This window comes from Marinomonas sp. TW1, from assembly GCF_001625355.1.
In the GTDB taxonomy this organism is placed as follows: Bacteria; Pseudomonadota; Gammaproteobacteria; order Pseudomonadales; family Marinomonadaceae; genus Marinomonas.
Map to the genome: position 1 here is coordinate 26,912 of NZ_JSEE01000022.1, position 19,670 is coordinate 46,581.

The 19,670-nt window shown below is 43.0% G+C and carries 19 protein-coding genes, 5 tRNA genes and 1 rRNA gene; 14 read left to right on the plus strand and 11 right to left on the minus strand.

Annotated features, from left to right (window positions below; genetic code table 11):
• Position 1 precedes the first annotated feature (1 nt).
• From ispE to OA79_RS17020, 11 genes are all read left to right on the plus strand, one after another.
• Positions 2-859 (plus strand): 4-(cytidine 5'-diphospho)-2-C-methyl-D-erythritol kinase, encoded by an 858-nt coding sequence (ispE, locus tag OA79_RS16970; RefSeq protein WP_082825515.1) that lies wholly within the window; start codon positions 2-4, stop codon positions 857-859.
• A 57-nt stretch (positions 860-916) separates the two neighbouring features.
• Positions 917-1,864, plus strand: coding sequence for a ribose-phosphate diphosphokinase (locus tag OA79_RS16975; protein WP_063334411.1), 948 nt, complete (start codon positions 917-919; stop codon positions 1,862-1,864).
• Positions 1,865-1,934: 70 nt separating this feature from the next.
• Complete coding sequence (locus OA79_RS16980) at positions 1,935-2,513, plus strand: 50S ribosomal protein L25/general stress protein Ctc (protein WP_063334412.1); 579 nt, start codon at positions 1,935-1,937, stop codon at positions 2,511-2,513.
• A gap of 17 nt (positions 2,514-2,530) precedes the next feature.
• Positions 2,531-3,115 carry an aminoacyl-tRNA hydrolase gene (gene pth, locus OA79_RS16985; RefSeq protein ID WP_063334413.1) on the plus strand — a complete coding sequence of 195 codons (585 nt, stop codon included), beginning with the start codon at positions 2,531-2,533 and terminating at the stop codon, positions 3,113-3,115.
• A gap of 25 nt (positions 3,116-3,140) precedes the next feature.
• On the plus strand, positions 3,141-4,232 hold the full coding sequence (ychF, locus tag OA79_RS16990) for a redox-regulated ATPase YchF (RefSeq protein WP_063334414.1): 1,092 nt from the start codon (positions 3,141-3,143) through the stop codon (positions 4,230-4,232).
• Positions 4,233-4,343: 111 nt separating this feature from the next.
• Positions 4,344-4,418, plus strand: a tRNA-Gln gene (locus OA79_RS16995).
• A gap of 10 nt (positions 4,419-4,428) precedes the next feature.
• A tRNA-Met gene (locus tag OA79_RS17000) sits at positions 4,429-4,505 on the plus strand.
• Between the two features lie 17 nt (positions 4,506-4,522).
• A tRNA-Gln gene (locus OA79_RS17005) sits at positions 4,523-4,597 on the plus strand.
• Positions 4,598-4,610: 13 nt separating this feature from the next.
• Positions 4,611-4,687, plus strand: a tRNA-Met gene (locus tag OA79_RS17010).
• A gap of 19 nt (positions 4,688-4,706) precedes the next feature.
• A tRNA-Gln gene (locus OA79_RS17015) sits at positions 4,707-4,781 on the plus strand.
• Positions 4,782-4,895: 114 nt separating this feature from the next.
• Complete coding sequence (locus tag OA79_RS17020; RefSeq protein WP_063334415.1) at positions 4,896-5,495, plus strand: TIGR04219 family outer membrane beta-barrel protein; 600 nt, start codon at positions 4,896-4,898, stop codon at positions 5,493-5,495.
• A gap of 103 nt (positions 5,496-5,598) precedes the next feature.
• Here the strand turns inward: OA79_RS17020 and clpB are convergent, their stop codons facing one another.
• The 3 genes from clpB to rluD all read right to left on the minus strand — a co-directional run bounded on the left by clpB (position 5,599) and on the right by rluD (position 10,072).
• Positions 5,599-8,178 (minus strand): ATP-dependent chaperone ClpB, encoded by a 2,580-nt coding sequence (gene clpB, locus OA79_RS17025; RefSeq protein WP_063334416.1) that lies wholly within the window; start codon positions 8,176-8,178, stop codon positions 5,599-5,601.
• Positions 8,179-8,299: 121 nt separating this feature from the next.
• Positions 8,300-9,037, minus strand: coding sequence for a peptidoglycan editing factor PgeF (gene pgeF / locus OA79_RS17030; protein ID WP_063334417.1), 738 nt, complete (start codon positions 9,035-9,037; stop codon positions 8,300-8,302).
• Between the two features lie 51 nt (positions 9,038-9,088).
• The gene (gene rluD / locus OA79_RS17035; RefSeq protein ID WP_063334418.1) at positions 9,089-10,072 is read right to left on the minus strand and encodes a 23S rRNA pseudouridine(1911/1915/1917) synthase RluD; all 984 of its coding nucleotides are present in this window, start codon (positions 10,070-10,072) and stop codon (positions 9,089-9,091) included.
• A gap of 160 nt (positions 10,073-10,232) precedes the next feature.
• On the opposite strand from rluD, the gene OA79_RS17040 reads away from it, so the two are divergent.
• Positions 10,233-11,075 carry an outer membrane protein assembly factor BamD gene (locus OA79_RS17040; RefSeq protein ID WP_063334419.1) on the plus strand — a complete coding sequence of 281 codons (843 nt, stop codon included), beginning with the start codon at positions 10,233-10,235 and terminating at the stop codon, positions 11,073-11,075.
• Positions 11,076-11,086: 11 nt separating this feature from the next.
• Here OA79_RS17040 and OA79_RS17045 read toward each other — a convergent pair whose 3' ends face one another.
• Positions 11,087-11,749: a glutathione S-transferase gene (locus OA79_RS17045; RefSeq protein WP_063334420.1), complete on the minus strand. Its 663-nt coding sequence runs from the start codon at positions 11,747-11,749 to the stop codon at positions 11,087-11,089.
• Positions 11,750-11,855: 106 nt separating this feature from the next.
• Positions 11,856-12,068, minus strand: coding sequence for a cold-shock protein (locus OA79_RS17050; protein WP_063334426.1), 213 nt, complete (start codon positions 12,066-12,068; stop codon positions 11,856-11,858).
• Positions 12,069-12,506: 438 nt separating this feature from the next.
• Here OA79_RS17050 and OA79_RS17060 point away from each other — a divergent pair, with 438 nt between their 5' ends.
• The gene (locus OA79_RS17060) at positions 12,507-13,718 is read left to right on the plus strand and encodes an ammonium transporter (RefSeq protein ID WP_063334422.1); all 1,212 of its coding nucleotides are present in this window, start codon (positions 12,507-12,509) and stop codon (positions 13,716-13,718) included.
• A 114-nt stretch (positions 13,719-13,832) separates the two neighbouring features.
• Positions 13,833-14,291, plus strand: a complete 459-nt coding sequence (locus tag OA79_RS17065) for a DTW domain-containing protein (RefSeq protein ID WP_063334423.1) — start codon at positions 13,833-13,835, stop codon at positions 14,289-14,291.
• Here OA79_RS17065 and OA79_RS17070 read toward each other — a convergent pair.
• From OA79_RS17070 to rrf, 6 genes are all read right to left on the minus strand, one after another.
• Positions 14,281-14,988, minus strand: coding sequence for a fumarylacetoacetate hydrolase family protein (locus OA79_RS17070; protein WP_063334427.1), 708 nt, complete (start codon positions 14,986-14,988; stop codon positions 14,281-14,283). The genes OA79_RS17065 and OA79_RS17070 overlap by 11 nt on opposite strands.
• Positions 14,989-15,007: 19 nt before the next feature.
• Positions 15,008-15,643 carry a cupin domain-containing protein gene (locus OA79_RS17075; protein WP_063334424.1) on the minus strand — a complete coding sequence of 212 codons (636 nt, stop codon included), beginning with the start codon at positions 15,641-15,643 and terminating at the stop codon, positions 15,008-15,010.
• 258 nt (positions 15,644-15,901) lie between these two features.
• Positions 15,902-16,966, minus strand: coding sequence for a porin (locus OA79_RS17080; protein ID WP_082825518.1), 1,065 nt, complete (start codon positions 16,964-16,966; stop codon positions 15,902-15,904).
• Between the two features lie 257 nt (positions 16,967-17,223).
• Positions 17,224-17,769: a DUF2058 domain-containing protein gene (locus OA79_RS17085; protein WP_063334425.1), complete on the minus strand. Its 546-nt coding sequence runs from the start codon at positions 17,767-17,769 to the stop codon at positions 17,224-17,226.
• 143 nt (positions 17,770-17,912) lie between these two features.
• The gene (locus OA79_RS17090) at positions 17,913-18,122 is read right to left on the minus strand and encodes a cold-shock protein (protein ID WP_013795215.1); all 210 of its coding nucleotides are present in this window, start codon (positions 18,120-18,122) and stop codon (positions 17,913-17,915) included.
• A 1,400-nt stretch (positions 18,123-19,522) separates the two neighbouring features.
• A 5S ribosomal RNA gene (rrf, locus tag OA79_RS17095) occupies positions 19,523-19,637 on the minus strand.
• Between the last annotated feature and the right edge of the window lie 33 nt (positions 19,638-19,670).

The window sequence follows — 19,670 nt, forward strand, 5'->3', positions numbered from 1 at the left end:
TATGCAACTACCATCCCCTGCAAAACTTAATCTCTTTTTACACATCACAGGACAAAGAGACGATGGCTACCATGAACTGCAAACCATTTTTCAGTTCATCGATTTATGTGACACCTTAACCTTTGATCTAAATACCCTCGACGAAGTGACCATCATTCCTGCCATACCTGGATTACCGCCTTTCGACAATTTGATATACAAAGCGGCTCAACAGTTGCGACCTTATCGAAAACATTCCAACTGGGGTGCCAACATTCATCTTGAGAAATGCCTCCCCATGGGCGGCGGCATCGGTGGAGGCAGTTCCAATGCGGCGACCACTTTGCTGGCTCTGAATGAATTGTGGGAATGCGGATTATCTCATCGACAGCTGGCAGACATTGGCGTCACATTGGGCGCCGATGTACCGGTTTTTGTCATGGGGTTTGCGGCCTTCGCAGAAGGGGTTGGTGAGAAGCTACAAGCGGTTCAACCACCCACACCCTATTATTTGCTTTTAAAACCCAATTGCCATGTGACAACTGGTCAAATTTTTACCGATAAACATTTGACAAGAGACACCCCTCCCATCAAAATATCGCACGCCTTGAAGCTGGGTGGGCACAATGATTGCTTGGATGTAGTCAGAAAGCACAATCCCGAAGTCGATGAAGCGTATTTATGGCTGAAAAACCATGGCGATGCGAAATTAACTGGGACTGGAGCTTGCCTCTTTATTGCCTTTGATAATCAGCAGGATGCAGAGCGAGTAAAACGATTAGTACCATCAAAATGGCAAGCTTGGGTTTGTCTTGGATGCAATCAATCTCCTACTCATGAAGCGCTAAACCAGTGGATTAAGCAACACAAAGACAAATAGTCATTTTTTTGTCAGACCAGTCTATTAGATCGCTATGAAAAACAAAGGGTATACACAGTGTCCAAGTTGATGGTTTTTACCGGTAATGCAAACCCTGAACTCGCTCGCAGGGTGGTACGCCGCCTAGGACTACCCATCGGTAACGCAACCGTTGGTAAGTTTAGTGACGGTGAGATTACGGTTGAGATCAATGAAAATGTACGCGGTAAAGACGTATTTATTATTCAGTCTACCTGCGCACCAAGCAACGACAATCTAATGGAACTGATTGTGATGGCAGACGCTTTGCGCCGAGCTTCTGCGACACGTGTGACGGCGGTTATCCCATATTTTGGATACGCTCGCCAAGATCGTCGCGTACGCTCTGCACGCGTCCCGATTACAGCAAAAGTGGTCGCTGACATGATTTCTGCCGTCGGCATAAACCGAGTACTGACAGTAGACCTGCATGCAGACCAGATTCAGGGCTTTTTTGACATCCCTGTGGATAATGTCTACGCCACACCATTACTGCTAGACGACTTACAACGTCAAGGCCATGAAAATATCACTGTCGTTTCACCTGATGTGGGCGGTGTGGTTAGGGCAAGAGCCTTCGCCAAATTATTAGAAGACGCGGATTTAGCCATCATCGACAAACGTCGTCCGCGCGCCAACGAAGCACAAATCATGCATTTGATTGGTGACGTTGAAGGCAAAACATGCGTTCTAGTGGACGACATGTGTGATACCGGCGGCACCTTGTGTGCGGCTGCCAAAGCGCTAAAAGAGCATGGCGCTGCTAAAGTATTGGCTTACTGCACTCACCCGGTTTTATCCGGCAAAGCCATTGAAAACATTAAGAATTCTGTGCTTGATGAATTGGTTGTCACAGACACCATTCCATTAACACAAGAGGCGCTTAACTGCCCTCAAATTCGTCAATTGTCGATGTCTGACATTATGGCGGAGGCTGTTCGTCGCGTTTGCAACGAAGAGTCAATCAGTGCCATGTTTGGGGCCTAAAACCAAACATTTACGCTCGGAACGGGTCGCAGTTTTGGGCACAAACTTTGATTATTATTAGGAAAATATCATGTCATTATCTATTAATGCCGTAGCACGCTCTGAAGAAGGTAAAGGTGCGAGCCGCCGCCTTCGTAACCAAGGTCTAGTACCTGCTGTCATTTATGGTGGCGATGCTGAGCCAGCGTCTATCTCTCTAAAAGACAACGAACTTCTTAAAGCCGTTTCTACACCTGGCTTTTTGACATCTATTGTTGAAGTAAACGTTGATGGCAACGCTCAAAAAGTACTTGTTAAAGCATTACAACGTCACCCAGCAACGGGCAACGTTATGCACATGGACCTACAGCGCGTACAAGAAGATGCAGTGATCACAACTCGTGTTCCTCTAAGCTTCATCAATGCCGCTCAAAGTGACGGTGTTGCTAAGCAAGGTGGTCGTTTGACTATCGAAGCTAAGCTTGCTGAAGTTCGTTGCCTACCAGCAAATCTACCTGAAGTATTGGAAGTGGATATTGCGAAAGGTCAACTTGGTGACATCTTCCACCTATCTGACGTTATTGCGCCAGAAGGCGTTGAGTTGATTTCTTTGCTGAAAGGCGAAGATCACGACCAACCAATCGCTCGTATTGGTAAAGCTAAACGCTAAGCATTGAAGGCAGTATTGTGGCAAGTTTCAAATTATTAGTCGGCTTGGGAAATCCAGGCAGCGAATACGAGAATACTCGCCATAATGCTGGCGCTCAATGGATTGAGACACTGGCTCGTCAGAGCCAGTGTCTTCTTCGTTTAGAAAAGAAGTTTTTTGGTCAATTCGGAAAAGTTTCTATAGCTGGTGAAGAGTGTTATTTATTGATTCCCACCACCTATATGAATTTAAGCGGTAAAGCGGTTCAAGCCGTCTGCCAATTTTATAAAATCCCTCCTGAAGAAGTCTTAGTCATTCATGACGAACTGGACATTCCACCTGGCTCAGTGAAGCTAAAAAAAGGTGGCGGTCATGGTGGCCACAATGGTTTAAAAGACATCATTGCAAAACTGGGCAATAACCGAGAGTTTGGGCGTTTACGAATCGGTATCGGTCACCCTGGCCATGCCAGTCAAGTAGCTAATTACGTACTAAAGAAAGCCGCGCCGGTAGAATACGCTAAAATTGAACAAACTATTGACGAATCATTGCGCTATGTAAATGACATTGTTTCAGGCAATTTAAATGCCGTAATGAACCAACTGCATAGCTTCAAAGCATAAACACACATATATTAGGAATTTCATTATGGGCTTTAACTGCGGCATCGTAGGTCTACCTAACGTTGGTAAATCCACTCTATTTAATGCATTAACCAAAGCGGGTATTGGCGCTGAAAACTTCCCGTTTTGCACCATTGAACCGAATGCTGGTGTCGTGGCCATGCCTGACCCACGACTCGATGCACTGGCTGACATTGTTAAGCCGGAAAAAGTGCTAGCGACGACAATGGAATTTGTAGACATTGCCGGCCTAGTAGAAGGCGCTTCCAAAGGCGAAGGCCTAGGCAATAAATTTCTTGCAAACATTCGCGAAACGGATGCCATTGCGCACGTTGTTCGTTGCTTCGAAGACGACAATGTGATTCACGTTGCCAATCATGTAAACCCTAAAGCCGATATTGAAGTCATCAACCTAGAGTTGATTTTCGCCGATCTTGAATCCATCGAAAAGCAAATCATGCGTACCGCGAAAAATGCCAAAAGCGGCAACAAAGACGCCATTGCGCACAAGGCCTTTTTAGAATCAGTTAAATTGCATTTGGAAGACGGTAAGCCTGTTCGCGTTATGGAATTGAGCGATGATCAGGCAAAAGAAATTAAGCAACTTCATTTATTGACCACCAAACCCACCATGTACATTGCCAACGTGTCAGAAGACGGCTTTGAAAACAATCCACACCTCGATGTGGTCAAAGAAATTGCGGCAGAAGAAGGCGCGATGGTAGTGCCGATTTGCAACCAGTTAGAAGCTGAGATCTCTGAGCTTGATGCCGAAGAGATGCAAGACTTTCTGGACGAGATGGGCATGAAAGAACCCGGCCTTGATCGTGTTATCCGCGCCGGTTACGAACTACTAGGCCTACAGACCTACTTCACAGCAGGTGTAAAGGAAGTTCGAGCTTGGACAGTAAAACAGGGTGCAACAGGGCCTCAAGCCGCTGGTGTGATCCATACGGACTTTGAGAAAGGCTTTATCCGTGCCGAAGTGGTTAGCTATGACGATTTCATTCAATATAAAGGTGAGAGCGGTGCAAAAGAAGCGGGGAAATGGCGTTTAGAAGGTAAAGATTACATCGTAAAAGATGGCGATGTGATGCATTTCCGTTTTAATGTTTGATTAATTGGAAAACATTAAAGAAAACACTTGACCCATGAATGGGTTATATGAATAATATCGCGCCACAGAGACAGAGTATCTTCTTAGACGTTTTGTTTCTGTGTTGTCTGTTGGGGTATAGCCAAGCGGTAAGGCAACGGGTTTTGATCCCGTCATGCGTTGGTTCGAATCCAGCTACCCCAGCCAACAGACAAGCGGCTATGTAGCTCAGTTGGTTAGAGCACATCACTCATAATGATGGGGTCACTAGTTCGAATCTAGTCATAGCCACCAACTTTTAAATAGAGTATTGGGGTATAGCCAAGCGGTAAGGCAACGGGTTTTGATCCCGTCATGCGTTGGTTCGAATCCAGCTACCCCAGCCACTCTTATTTTAAAGGCTATGTAGCTCAGTTGGTTAGAGCACATCACTCATAATGATGGGGTCACTAGTTCGAATCTAGTCATAGCCACCACGAAAGACACACAATTTATTGGGGTATAGCCAAGCGGTAAGGCAACGGGTTTTGATCCCGTCATGCGTTGGTTCGAATCCAGCTACCCCAGCCATCTTTGTTACTCGAATACCTCCCTCTATACAAAGCGTGCAATATTTTTACTGGATTTTACCCCACTAAAATTTATAATTAGGTTTAACCGTCTAACAAGATATGGATACTGATTATGAAATCTGCACTTTTACTTTCCACCGCTTTGCTAGCAAGCGCAGCACAAGCTGATGTTTTAGGACTGACAGCTGAAGCTGGCTCTTACGTAACAAATGACGGTGAAGACTTTAACTCATACTTTGGTGTGGCCGTTGAGCACCCAATTCCAGTTATCCCGAACTTCCGTTTGCAAAGCCAAAGCCTTGAAGGCAAAGTTGGTAGCACGACTGTCGACACGTCTTATAATGACTACACGCTTTATTATGAATTTCTAGACGGTCTTCTTTGGCTGGATCTAGATGCCGGTATTACCTTGCGCAGTATCGATGGCTCTATTGGCTCAACGGATGTGAGTGATTCATACCCTCTAGGCTATGCATCGGCTTATGTTACTTTCCCAGGTACCAGCCTATCAGTCGGCGCGGAATACAAAACTGGCGGCGGCAGCGATGCTGACATCACAGACACCACGTTTAAAATTAAATACCAAGCTCTTTACTTTGGCGGCCTAGAAGCAGGTTATCGCAAAGTAGAAGAAGACATTGACGATATTGATGGCTCCGCTTTTGACATCAAGTTCACTGGCGTCTTCATTGGTGCATTCCTCGACTTCTAATCGTCACAACAGCTTAAACTAAGCCGTTTTAACGGATCATGACGTTGATATAAAAAATCCCCAACATCAAAGATGCTGGGGATTTTTTTACGCCAACGAAAAATTACCCCTTGGTAAAGACGATGTCACTGCCCTTCACATCCGCCAAGATCTGATCTCCCGTCACAAACTGTCCAGAAAGCAGCTCATTTGCCAATGGATTTTCAACCCACTGCTGAATCGCACGTTTCAATGGTCGCGCTCCATATACAGGATCATAACCCACTTCCGCAAGGCGCTCCTGAGCCGCGTCACTCATAGTAAGGGTCATGCCCATTTCTTCCAACCTATCATTCAAATGAGCCAGCTGGATGGCGGCAATCCCTTTAATTTGTGAACGCATCAATGGGTGGAAAACAACCGTTTCATCAATCCGGTTAATAAATTCAGGACGAAAATGCGTCCCAACCACCGACATCACTTTAGCTTTGATCTCATCGTATTGATCATCAGACTGATACTCTTGAATCAAATCTGATCCCAAGTTCGACGTCATGACGATGACGGTATTCCGAAAGTCCACTGTACGACCCTGTCCATCCGTCAGACGCCCATCGTCTAATACTTGTAACAAGATATTAAACACATCCGGATGAGCCTTCTCAACCTCATCAAGCAACAACACAGAATATGGTCGACGTCTAACCGCTTCCGTTAGGTAGCCTCCTTCTTCATAGCCAACATACCCTGGTGGCGCGCCAATCAAGCGAGCCACAGAATGCTTCTCCATGAACTCTGACATATCCACTCGCACCATCGCTTGCTCAGTATCAAATAAGAACTTCGCCAAGGATTTGCACAATTCGGTCTTACCAACACCAGTGGGGCCTAAAAAGAGAAAAGAACCATTTGGCTTGTTAGGATCAGCTAAACCAGAACGAGACCTTCTCACCGCATTAGAGACCGCTGAAACCGCTTCATTTTGCCCCATAACCGACTGATGCAAGGCTTCTTCCATACGTAACAGTTTATCACGCTCACCCTCCAGCATTTTATCCACTGGAATCCCTGTCCAGCGAGAAACCACGGTAGCGATCTCTTCTTCTGATACATGTCGCTTCAAGAGTCGAGTTTCTGTGTTCTCTTCCTCTTGACCGGCTTTTTCAATTTCCGCTTCTAACATTGGAATGACACCGTATTGCAACTCAGACATTTTCGCCAAATTACCATTACGACGCGCTTCTTCCATTTCATGCCTGACGCCTTCCAGCTCTTCTTTCAGCTTTTGCGCTCCATGCACCGCCGCTTTCTCTGCGTTCCAAATCTCTTCCAAATCAGAAAACGCTTTTTGTAAGCGATCTATTTCACTCTCTAATTCATCCAAACGCAGTTTAGATGCCTTATCTTTCTCTTTTTTAAGCGCTTCTTTTTCAATTTTTAATTGGATGAGTCGACGCTCTAATCGATCCATGTCTTCTGGTTTAGAGTCCATTTCCATACGAATGCGACTGGCGGCCTCATCGATTAGATCAATGGCCTTATCTGGAAGTTGTCGGTCCGTAATGTAACGCTGAGATAATTTCGCCGATGCGATAATGGCGGAATCGGTAATATCAACACCATGGTGCACCTCATAACGCTCTTTTAAACCTCGTAAAATGGCGATGGAATCCAGCACACTTGGCTCATCCACCAACACTTTTTGAAAACGTCTTTCGAGGGCAGCGTCTTTCTCAATGTATTGACGATACTCATCCAGTGTCGTCGCACCAACACAATGAAGCTCACCTCTTGCCAATGCCGGTTTCAACATATTGCCGGCATCCATTGAACCTTCGGATTTACCTGCACCAACCATGGTATGAATCTCATCAATGAATAAGATTACCTGCCCTTCTTGTTTAGACAGCTCATTCAATAAAGCTTTTAACCTTTCTTCAAACTCGCCTCGATATTTGGCTCCGGCGATTAACGCCCCCATATCAAGAGACAAAACACGCTTTTTCTTTAATCCTTCTGGCACTTCACCATTGATAATACGCTGAGCCAACCCTTCCACAATGGCGGTTTTACCCACACCTGGCTCGCCAATTAATACCGGATTATTCTTACGGCGACGCTGCAAAACCTGTATCGTACGACGAATTTCATCATCGCGACCTATGACTGGATCCAATCGTCCCTCAGCCGCCCTTGCGGTCAAATCAACCGTGTATTTATCTAGAGCCTGACGACTCTCCTCAGCATCAGGATCATTAACGGAATCGCCACCACGAATACTGTCTACCACACTAATAATATCCGCTTTGGTAACCCCAGTATCTTTTAGACTTTTCGCTAAATCATCTTTGCCATCAAACATGGCCAACAACACCAATTCAGAAGAAATGTATTGGTCTTTACGCTTTTGCGCTTCTTTATCAGCCAAATTCAATAGACGTCCCAGTTCAGGAGACATCTGTACATTGCCATCGTGATCCTGAACCTTTGGTAGGCGATTCAGTAATTCATTTAAACCTTCACGGAATTTAGCGACAGGAATGCCCGCCTGTTGAAGGATTGGACGAACGCCACCACCCTGCTGATCAATCAGAGCGATCATTAAATGCAAAGGCTCAATGTAAGAATGGTCTTGCCCGAGCGCTACGGACTGAGCGTCAGACAGAGCCAACTGTAATTTACTTGTTAATCGATCAATACGCATAACCTGACATCCTTTAAATAAATAAGGCCAAATAGTTCATTTAAGGACTTAATGGTTACCAAATAACACTTTTCAAGATATGGGTGTCATTTTTTTGACACTCATCAATAAAATGTCATTTTTATGCCTCAATCCATACAACGGAAGCCATTCGCCCTGTCTGACCATCACGTCGATAAGAGAAGAATCGCTCTTCGTCAGTATAGGTACAATAGTCGCCACCATATATACGCTCAACCCCAGCCAGTTCTAGACGCTGTCGGGCCAAGGCATACAAATCCGCCAACCACTTCCCTTCTGAAATCACCTTAAACGCCACATGCGCACTCACGTCCCGAGCACAAAAAGCCTCATATACCTCTTGCCCCACTTCAAAGGCACTCGGCCCAATTGCCGGCCCCAACCAAGCCATTACTTGTTTAGGCTCATCAAACTCAGCAAGTGTGGACTCCAAAACACCAGCGCACAAACCGCGCCAGCCAGCATGCGCCACCGCCACCTGCTGACCAGCTAAATCACAAAAAAAGACAGGGAGACAGTCTGCCGTCAATACTGCGCACACTTGCCCTATTGATTTAGAATACGCCGCATCTGCCGAATCAATTTGTTCATTCGTCGGCAAGGACACCACCTCAGTTCCATGAACCTGATTCAACCAAACCACATTTTCAGGCATGTTTATTTGCCGAGCAAACTGACCTCGATTGGTTGCCACAGCTTGCGGCTCATCACCAACATGCCCACCTAAATTTAAAGTATTCAGTGGTGGCCGACTAACCCCGCCCTTTCGAGTGGAAACAAACCCTTTAACGGTAGACGGTGCTGGCCAATTAGGCTTGATATAAGAAGCCTCTGACATAAAAAAACTCCCTTCATGTCATAATAAAAAAGCAGCCTAAGCTGCTTTATTTTAATAGTATTCCGAGTCCTCACTGCCAGATTCCTGCATGTCCTGCTTTAGGGCATCCAACAAGTGTTGCATATCATCTGGTAGATCGATCTCCCACTCCATCCACTCACCTGTCGTAGGATGAGCCAGCTCTAGTTTTTTGGCATGCAGAGCCTGACGACGGAAGTTTCTTAACGCTTCTTGTAACTCAGGCGAGCAAGCCTTAGGCATTTTTAAGCGACCACCGTATTGCGGGTCACCCACTAAAGGATATTGAATGTGAGCCATGTGAACACGAATTTGGTGCGTGCGACCTGTCTCCAACTTCAAACGAATATGGGTATGATTTTTATAACGATTGACCAGACGATAATGTGTCACAGCATCTTTGCCATTAACAGGTTCGACCGCTTGCTTTTGACGGTTATGAGGATGACGCCCAATCGGCTCATCTACAATCCCACCCCCCGTCATTTCACCAATGCTAATGGCTTCATATTCTCGCCCCATGCTGCGCTCCTGAAGCTGAGCAACCAAATCCGTTTGCGCCACAAGGGTTTTAGCAACCACCATTAATCCCGTAGTTTCTTTATCGAGACGGTGAACGATCCCTGCTCTTGGTACGTGCGCTGTTTCTGGCGCATGATGCAGTATCGCATTCATTAAAGTACCATCACGATTACCGACCGCGGGATGCACCACCAAACCAGCAGGCTTATTGATGATCATAATATCTTCATCTTCATAAACGATATCAAGATCCATTTCCTGCGCCTGATGCTCTTCTTGCGCTTCAATCTCAACATTCAGACTGATGGTTTCACCACCAAATAGCTTTTCTTTTGCTTTTATAGGTTGACCATCCACTAGGATGACCCCTTCTTTTATCCAAGCCTGAATACGAGAACGAGAATAGTCACTAAATAAATCTGTAGCGATCTGATCAAATCGACTTCCGCCCAAATCAAACGGAACTTGGGCTTCTTTTACTATGCGCTCTGCCATACAATACACTTTAACTAATTGTTTTCAGTCCATCCCAATGTAAATATGATGTCTGAAAGTGAATAAAAATGTGTAGCAACTTGCACCGAGTTAGGATTCGCAATATAACGCTACAAACGCCAAACAAGGCCAATCAACTACATCAAGGTTTTGATTATACATGGGATTTTACCACTCATTACTCCGATTCACAGGAATAGTCGGTTTTTCTTTATTGACTGTCGCCTGTTCTAGCCAAAAAGTACAAGAACCCGATCTTCCAGAACGTGTTTATTACGACAAAGCACAGCAAGCTTTGTCTGAAAACCTCCCTTCTACTGCCATTAAACATTTAAAAGATTTGGATTCACGCTACCCTTTTGGAAAATTTAGTACGCGTGCAGAGTTAGACTTGATCTATGCCCAAATCGAAGCAGGGGAATTTATTGCGGCCCATGCGACGGCCGAACGCTTTATCAAAAATCATCCAGATAATGATTCAATTGACTATGCCTACTACATGAGAGCCTTGGCAACGTACAAAGGCGCGGAAAGTTTACTTTCACGTTATTTGGGCATGGATCCAAGCGAGCGCGATTCAAAAGAACTCACCAAAGCCTTTAATGAATTAGCTGACTTTTCTGCTCGTTACCCGAAAAGCCAGTATGCACCTGATGCAAAAGCCAGAATGTACTTTTTAAGAGAAATGGTCGCCCGTCATGAGTTGCAAGTAGCGCATTATTACATGAAACGAAAGGCGCCTGTCTCTGCCTTACGCCGTGGACAAGAAGTGTTACAGCACTACCCTAGCACAAATTCTGTCGAAGAGGCGTTAGCGGTTACTATCCAAGCCTATCAAGACCTATCACAGGAAAAGTTAGCAAAACTAAACTTTAATATATTAAAATCCAACTTCCCAACCTCTAAATATATAGATAGTCAAGGAGAATTCATTCGATTTAAACTACCAAGTGATGCAGAACCTGGCTTTTGGTACTGGGTTTCATTTGGTTTAATTGATTAAAAAGTATTGCCCTATTGGCAAAATGGAAACACAACATCTGCTTGACCATTTTGCCAAGAAGGTAATTTCTTCATAATGACATCGTTAAAAAAATCATCATTAACAAACGAATCTAGCCATAATTTTAAATTATCGTATTCTGACGTTTCAAACCAATTCTTATCGACATTAGAGAATTGCCTAATAAAGGGAAAAATAGCGATATCAGCTAGACTCATATCATCCCCTAATAAATATTTATGTAAACTTAACCGATTGTTCAAACGTTTCATGAACACTTCTGCCCTCTGCCGATACTCTAGCTCGGTTTTATCGGGATAACGATCAGCATACTTATAACGGTCTAACCAATATTTAAACTGATTATCGTTATAAGAAATCCAAGTATTTATTTTAGTCTGTCGAACACCAGGGCTAGGCCAAAGCAATTCAGCCAACTCCTTTCGAGCAGTCTGCTTCAAAGCCCAGAGCATAATATCCATACTTTCAGGATAACGCTCCCCCTGCTCATCGATCATTTGAGGGACCGTTGTTCTACCTCCCAACGCCAATAAAGCAGAAGGCTTTGACTTTAGATCAACTTCTCGAAGAAGCACATCACAGCCAAGTAACGCCAATACATAGCGAGCCCTAATAGCATAAGGACAACGTCTAAAGGAATACAAAATAGGCATGGAAGAATACACCAATTAATCAAAAAAAAACCATGTTGCCTAAAGCATCCCATTAGAATGTCTTAGGCAACATGGTTTCGTATTTTATAATGACAAATTATGTCAATTATACAATCGTAACGTTTTCTGCTTGAGGGCCTTTTTGACCTTGAGTTACCTCAAAAGTTACTTGTTGTCCTTCAAGCAAAGTTTTACGGCCTGTACCATTGATCGCTCTGAAATGAACAAACACATCAGCACCACCTTCACGCTCAATAAAACCAAAACCCTTCTCGTCGTTAAACCATTTAACAACACCAGAAACTAACTGATCTGACATAATAACCTCGTTATTATAAATAATATCCATTAAATAAAATCGATTGTTCCATAATTTTAAGAAACAACTTAATGTTAAGTTTACATAAGATAATATTTACCTTAATAAAATTAACAATCAACAGATAATATGATGTTCAAAAAAAAATAGAAAGCCATTCGAATATAAGTATTGTTAAAAAAAGTAAACTTTCTTCATAGCTCTTGTCAATGTGCCTAGCACCTTACTCAAACCTCTCTCCTCAAGAGCAGAACAACCAACCCATTTTAGGGCAGCAAAAAAATAAGCACCAAATTGACGCATAATTGGAATGAGTATTGCATATAAATAGCCTGAATGAAGAATTTGTGATTGTTTTGGCCCCATAAAGCCTCAAGATAATGCAAAACAACAACAACAAAGCCCATTTTAGGGCAAAATGACACACAGGAGATACTTGTGACCCCCTTAAACAGTGCAGTTGAAACTTTGATTTCCAGCTCGAATACACTTTTTATACTCCTCGGCGCCATTATGGTGTTTGCTATGCATGCAGGTTTCGCTTTTTTAGAAGTGGGAACCGTGCGCCATAAAAACCAAGTAAACGCTCTCGTAAAAATCATGACCGACTTCGCGATATCTGCACTAGTCTATTTCTTTGTTGGTTATCAAATTGCTTATGGAGTAAGTTTTTTTGACAGTGCCAGCGTCTTATCAGAGAACAATGGTTATGCGCTAGTCAAATTCTTCTTTTTGATGACTTTCGCCGCAGCCATTCCCGCTATTATCTCAGGAGGCGTTGCTGAACGCGCTAAGTTTTACCCCATGCTAATTTCAGCCGCCGTTATTGTTGGTATTGCTTATCCTTTTTTTGAAGGCTTAATCTGGAACGGTAACTACGGCTTTCAGGCATGGCTTGAGCAATCATTCGGTGCTCCTTTCCATGACTTTGCAGGATCAGTAGTTGTTCACGCTTTTGGTGGCTGGGTAGCCCTAGCAGCGATTCTCCTATTAGGCACACGAAATGGTCGTTTTAAGCAGGGTAAATTGGTCGCCTTTGCACCTTCTAATATTCCCTTCCTTGCTTTAGGGGCTTGGATTTTATGCATAGGCTGGTTTGGCTTTAATGTTATGTCAGCACAAACATTAGATGGCATCAGTGGTTTAGTGGCTGTTAACTCATTGATGGCAATGGTCGGCGGCACATTGGCGGCGATGATTTTTGGTAAAAATGACCCAGGGTTTATACACAATGGTCCTTTAGCTGGCCTTGTGGCGATTTGTGCAGGCTCTGATATCATGCACCCTATCGGTGCATTGGCAACAGGTGTGGTTGCTGGCGCCATCTTCACCTTCCTGTTTACCTTTATTCAACAGAAACTCAAGCACACAGATGATGTTTTAGGGGTATGGCCTTTACACGGAGTATGTGGACTTTGGGGTGGCATCGCTGCCGGCATTTTTGGCCTTGAACAATTTGGCGGCTTAGGTGGCGTAAGCTTTTATGCACAAGTTATCGGTAGCCTTCTTGGCGCTATAGTAGCCTTGATCAGTGGATTGATCGTTTATGGCGTCATTAAATCCATCAGTGGCTTACGTTTATCAGAGGAAGATGAATTTAACGGAGCTGACCTTGCGATTCACAAGATAGGTTCAATAGGCAAAGAATAATATCAAACACTGAACACAAACAACGAAGAAGTAAAAAGCCAAATCATTGGCTTTTTACTTCTTCTCTCTCCAACAAAGCTCGCTATACTAAGCTTTTTTTGGCGAGTAAATTGTATGAAACTGTGGCTTATAACCCACTCAGAAGAACTGAAGAAAAGTACTGGCACCGGCAAATTAGTTAAGGAAGCCCTGAAACAAGATTGTGAAATCATAGAATGGTCAAGAGTTGAGCCACATCCTGAAGTCTTAGCACTCGATAAACAAAACACTTTATTAGTTTACCCAATCAATCAAGCCCAAGAACCAACTCAAGCGATGATTAACCCACCCGTCAAGCACCTCATCATCATTGATGGAACATGGCAGCAGGCTCGAAAAATATACAATCGTTCTCCCTATCTGCATGACTTCGCTCATCATGAAATTCTGAATATTCAATCAACATACAGCAAACGCCGCAACCAAAAACAAACAGGATTATGTACGGCAGAAGTGGCGATTCATCTACTAACAGAACATAAACACCCAGCCGCAACAAAACTACAACAAGCGTATGATGATTTTAACCAGTAACTCGAACCCTGACGTCACCTACCCCTTCAATCCAGGCAAACATTTCGTCACCTTTTATCACTGGCCCTACATTTTCAGGCGTTCCCGTCATGATTAAGTCTCCAGGGCGTAATTCATATACCTCTGATAATTTGCAAATAACCTCTTCAATGGACCAAGTTAAATGATCAACAGTGCTTAACTGCTTAACATCACCATTTACTTTTAGTCCGATCTCAGCTTTACACACCTTAGCAGTTAATTCTTGACTTTTTAATACGATAGGGCTGATGGGAGCAGACTCATCAAACGACTTCCCCACTTCCCAAGGTCGTCCTTTCTTTTTCGCTTGAGCTTGAAGGTCTCGGCGTGTCATGTCTAACCCTACGGCATAACCTAAGATAGCGTCTTTAGCCTCTTTAATAGACAACTGACTCCCCCCTTTCGCAAGCGCCACCACAAGCTCTACTTCATACTCCAGCTGGGACGTAGCTAACGGATAAAGAATCGAAGATTCCTCAGAAAAAGCGATTGGCATAACGCAAGTAGCGTCTTTTTTAAAAAAGAAAGGCGGATCACGATCAGGATCATCCCCCATTTCCCTTGAATGAGCCGCATAATTACGGCCAATACAAAACACTCGACCCACTGGAAAAAAACGCTCATCACCTTCAATAGGCAAACTAACTTGTTGTTGCACAGGCACGATATACTTCACACTACACACCTTAATTTTATTAAAAATGACCTGTCTTAAGCCAAATAAAGCACTCACCATCCACTCGCCAATCCTTGGGCGAAAAGCTAGGCTCTCGAAACCAAACACCTGCAGACAATGTATGTTCTCCATAGTTCGCTTGTCCAGATATCACAAAAACCTCAACCGCTTTAGACAAAGCCAATGTGGTTAATGTATTTTCACCTAACATTCGAATTAGATACACCCTTTCTTCACCATATTGATACAAAGGCAATATTGATGAATCCTTTTGATTCCAAATATTAGCAGCATCTAAAGAAACCCGATTCAAATCAGACGGGTGAAATTGATGCAATTTCACCAACAGCAAACACCCCTCACCACTATGAGGTGCATGACTGGTACCAGGAGGATTACGAAAGTAACTACCAGCCTTGAAGTCGCCAGTTTCGTCAGAGAATACACCACTCAGCACAAGAATTTCTTCTCCTAGAGGATGAGGGTGAGGACGAAAAACCGATTTGGGCTGATATTGCACTATGCTAGTCGCGTGACCTCTTTCCGCTTCCTCGCGTGCCAGAGGCTTCCTAAACACACCTGTCATAGGGCTACCAATCCATTCTTCTTGATTCGTATCTATAACGACTGTTTGAGCAAAATCCATATTGAGCATAAGCAACAACCAACTGAACAAAATACATTCAGTTTAACGGTTAGCTTAAATTGCAATCAAGTAAATCCGTAAAAGAATCAACTTATTTAGGCATAAAAAAAGGCACCAAATGTTGCCACTTGGTGCCTAAAACGTTCCAACAATCCGCCTACAAGAGAAGAAATATGGAACCTTGAATGATCGTATTTAACATAAGGCTCCCACCTTCAAACCATCAGGAAGAAGCCTTAGAGTAAATAAAATCAAATATTTATGATTTTAGAAACCGTAGTAAACGCCAACAGCTGTTTTAGTGTCTGTGTCGCTGTTAGAAGCATTTTCAAAGCTACCCACTTCACCGTATACATATACGTTAGACGCAAGGCTGTATGTCACACCTGCACCGTATTCGTTGAAATCATCACCAGCATCTGGAGAAATAGACTGTACAGAAGCGTAGATATCACCAGCACCGTAACCGTAACGTGCAGCTAGACCAACGACATCTTGAGCATCAGAAGTCGTTTCAAATTTAGCAGTGACATTCAGATTAGATTGAAGCTCGTAACTAGCAGACAAACCAACTGTTTCTTCAACATCTGTGTAATTTCCGTTTTGATCGTAACCTAGAGCAACGGTCAAAGCGCCAGTAGAGTATTTAACAACACCAGTTACACTTGAACCATCTTCAGTCTGAAGATCATCAGCTCCTGCAGTCGGAATTGTTTCTCCATCACCTGTCACCTGTGTAGAAAGCTGAACTTCAAAACCGTTCATAGATGGAGAAAAGAAAGCAATAGTATCACCCTCTTCTGTTGTCGTTGCATTAGTAAAACTTAGGTTTTCGAACTGATCAACAGAATCTTGGATAGCATTGTTGTAGATACTGTCAAACGTACCTACTTGCACTTTACCAAATCCACCTTTCAAGCCAACAAAAGCCTGATCCAGACCAACACTCACATCACCACTTTTTTCGTCTGCATCCGCTTCAAGTTCATATTTGAAGAAAGCAGTTAGATCATCATTAATTAATGTTTCGCCTTTGAAACCAAATGTAGAACCATTGTCAGCGAACTCAGATCCAGCATCAGATCCAGCATCTTTGTCAGTTAGTGCGTACTGGATGTTACCGTAAACATCAACGGTTGAACCTTCAGCTGCATGAACAGATACAGACGCAAGGGCTGCACTAGATACAGCAATAGCAATAATCGATTTTTTCATTCTCGTTTTCCCTTTAATGTGTACATAGTTTCTTGTAGGCGCTTGATACGTGCAAGCAACAATAAAACAATCTAAAGATTCTGCAGAAATTAACAATACTACACGCATTAATTGCATAACCAATCCATTAATCGTGCATATTTCATGACATCTGTTATTAAAAAAGGAAGGATAGAAAAAAAGAATATCTTAAAAAAGCTTTAAAATCATATAGTTAAAAACAAAAAGGACGGTAAATATGGAGATAATAAGGAGTGAAAGTTAGATGGAAGGCAGTAGAATTGGAAGATAAGTGTAAAATCTTAATAAAATTAGTCGATAAACAATCAAAAATAGACAACCAAGGCTTTACTCAAGCAAAACCTTGGCTGGAATTACCACATTAAATCATCAGGAATTTGGAAATCCGCATAAGGATCATCATCAACTGTTTCAACTCTGTTATTACAAACCAGAATATAACTGTCATCACGTTCACTGATCTTTACTGCGGCAGGCTCTGGAATAATTTCATATTGACCATCTAACTTCGCGATTGCCAACCGACCACCACTCAAATCATTGTGCATGTTCTGACTGATGTAAATTTGCTTAACTTTTTTGTTATCAGTGAAATGATAAGCAATGTCACCATCTTCTTTAACAATACGATTTTGTAAAATTATCTGCCGGATTTGACCATGAATGGCTTTATTTTCAATGTCTTTTTGACGTTGTAAGTTTAGCTGACGATCTTTTTCAAGCTTCTCATCTCTTTGTTTCTTCAACTCAGCAGCACGCTTATCTTTTTCATCATCAACGGCTTTGCCGTTTTTCACCTTTTGCTTCTGCTGTAATTTCTCAGCCTTAATTTTCTTGGCTTTCTTCTTATCAACAATACCAGCGCCTAAAAGCTGCTCTTGTAATGATTTAACGGCCATCAGAACCTCCTTTAGAGAAAATCATACACATAACCAATCATCATTTAGATTTAATTGGAAAATCAAAATTTAGATACAAAAAAAGCGACTCGAAAGTCGCTTTTGTCAATCTAATACTAGATCAAATCTCTTAAAACGCTACCTTATAAAGGTGTTACGTTTTGAGCTTCAGGGCCTTTTTTACCTTGAGCTACTTGGAATTCAACTTTTTGGCCTTCAGCCAAAGTTTTGAAACCAGAACTGTTGATAGCAGAGAAATGAACAAATACATCAGGACCTTGATCCTGAGTGATGAAACCGAAACCTTTAGTTTCGTTGAAGAATTTTACTGTACCAGTAACTACGTCAGACATGTCTGTTTATCCTGTAGGTTAAGTTAATTTACACGGAAAAATTTCCGTTATAGTGCTAAAAAAACTCGGTATTACTTATGACTTAACAGGATCGAACATACTTAACGTAGTATTCGCAACTCTGGACATAAATATTGCCAACTCTTTTAAACGAAATTGATTGTAGTCTTCTTTTAACACCAGGGTCAATCAAGTTTTGAACAAATTTGCACCTATTTGTAAAACAACTGCTCTTTTCTGAGGCAAAGCCCTCTATTACAGCCTTTAAATCAATAAATCCTAGTAACTATTTCCTCATAGCAACAAAATGACAGACCAGATCACTATTTAATGAAATTATTAAGTTTGATACGCGGCACCAAAGAGATGCACTTAATACTGCACCAGTGCCTTAGAAAAATATTTGATAGGAATTGATCATTTTCTTACCGACGTAGAAGAATCTAACCCTCAATACAGACTAAACGCCATCGTAAAATTTTAATCGTTACATCTCCTAACATCACAACCTTCGGCTGTGCGTAGACAAACACAATTGTCTGATAGTAACTTAATAAGCGATTAAAGCTAAATTAGAAAGATTGTTGTGGCATCCTTTAGACATCATCAAATGTCGCTGACGACGACTGTGACGCAAGGCTTAAACATCAAGTAGTGTGGTTGGTTGAGCACAGTGGGACTTTTAAGGAGGTCTGACCCTGCACACTTGATACGAGAGGCTCTTGTTTTGCCGTATCTTTTTAGAGAGCTGCTGACGCGTCGAGCTGGCGAGACAAGCACAAGCAAATAGAAGCACAAGAAACGACTTCTCGTAGGAGGGATAGAGCCCGATTTGTGGTTTGCCTCACTTATCGGTTAATGTGAATGCTTTGAGGTTGCTGGACTAACCCCATCCCTTCCCCTTGAAGACATAAGGGGAAGGAACAAGAGACTTGGTTTGTCGACAAAACATCATATCGGATAGCTTGAGCCCATCTGACATGCATGTGACTAGATGAGCAAGATCCCAAGCAGCGTAAGCCGCTGACGACGGCAGTGACGCAAGGCGTCGCTGGTTGGGATCGTGTTGTGTGTGAGGGTTTCAGAGGTTGGGATTTCTGAGGATATGATTTAACGATGACCAACATTTACGCCAGACGTAAAAAAGCCCTGATAGGATAACCTATCAGGGCTTCTTAATTAGATCTTGATAACGACCTACTCTCACATGCTTTCCTTTCATCATAAGGCCCACACGACCATCGGCGATGGCGAGCGCCTGCGGCGAATAAAGAGCCACTGCTGAGTTCGAGGTGGGATTAGGTGGTTCAACGACCTAATTAACATCAAGTCCATGTTGACGTTTCTACAGACGAAAAAAAGCCCTGACAGGATAACCTATCAGGGCTTCTTAATTTAAAGCTTGACGACGACCTACTCTCACATGGGATCCCCCACACTACCATCGGCGATGGCGCTTTTCACTGCTGAGTTCGGGATGGGATCAGGTGGTTCAACGCCTCTATGATCGTCAAGCAATTCGGTTTGCGTATCGTTCTGGTATGAGCT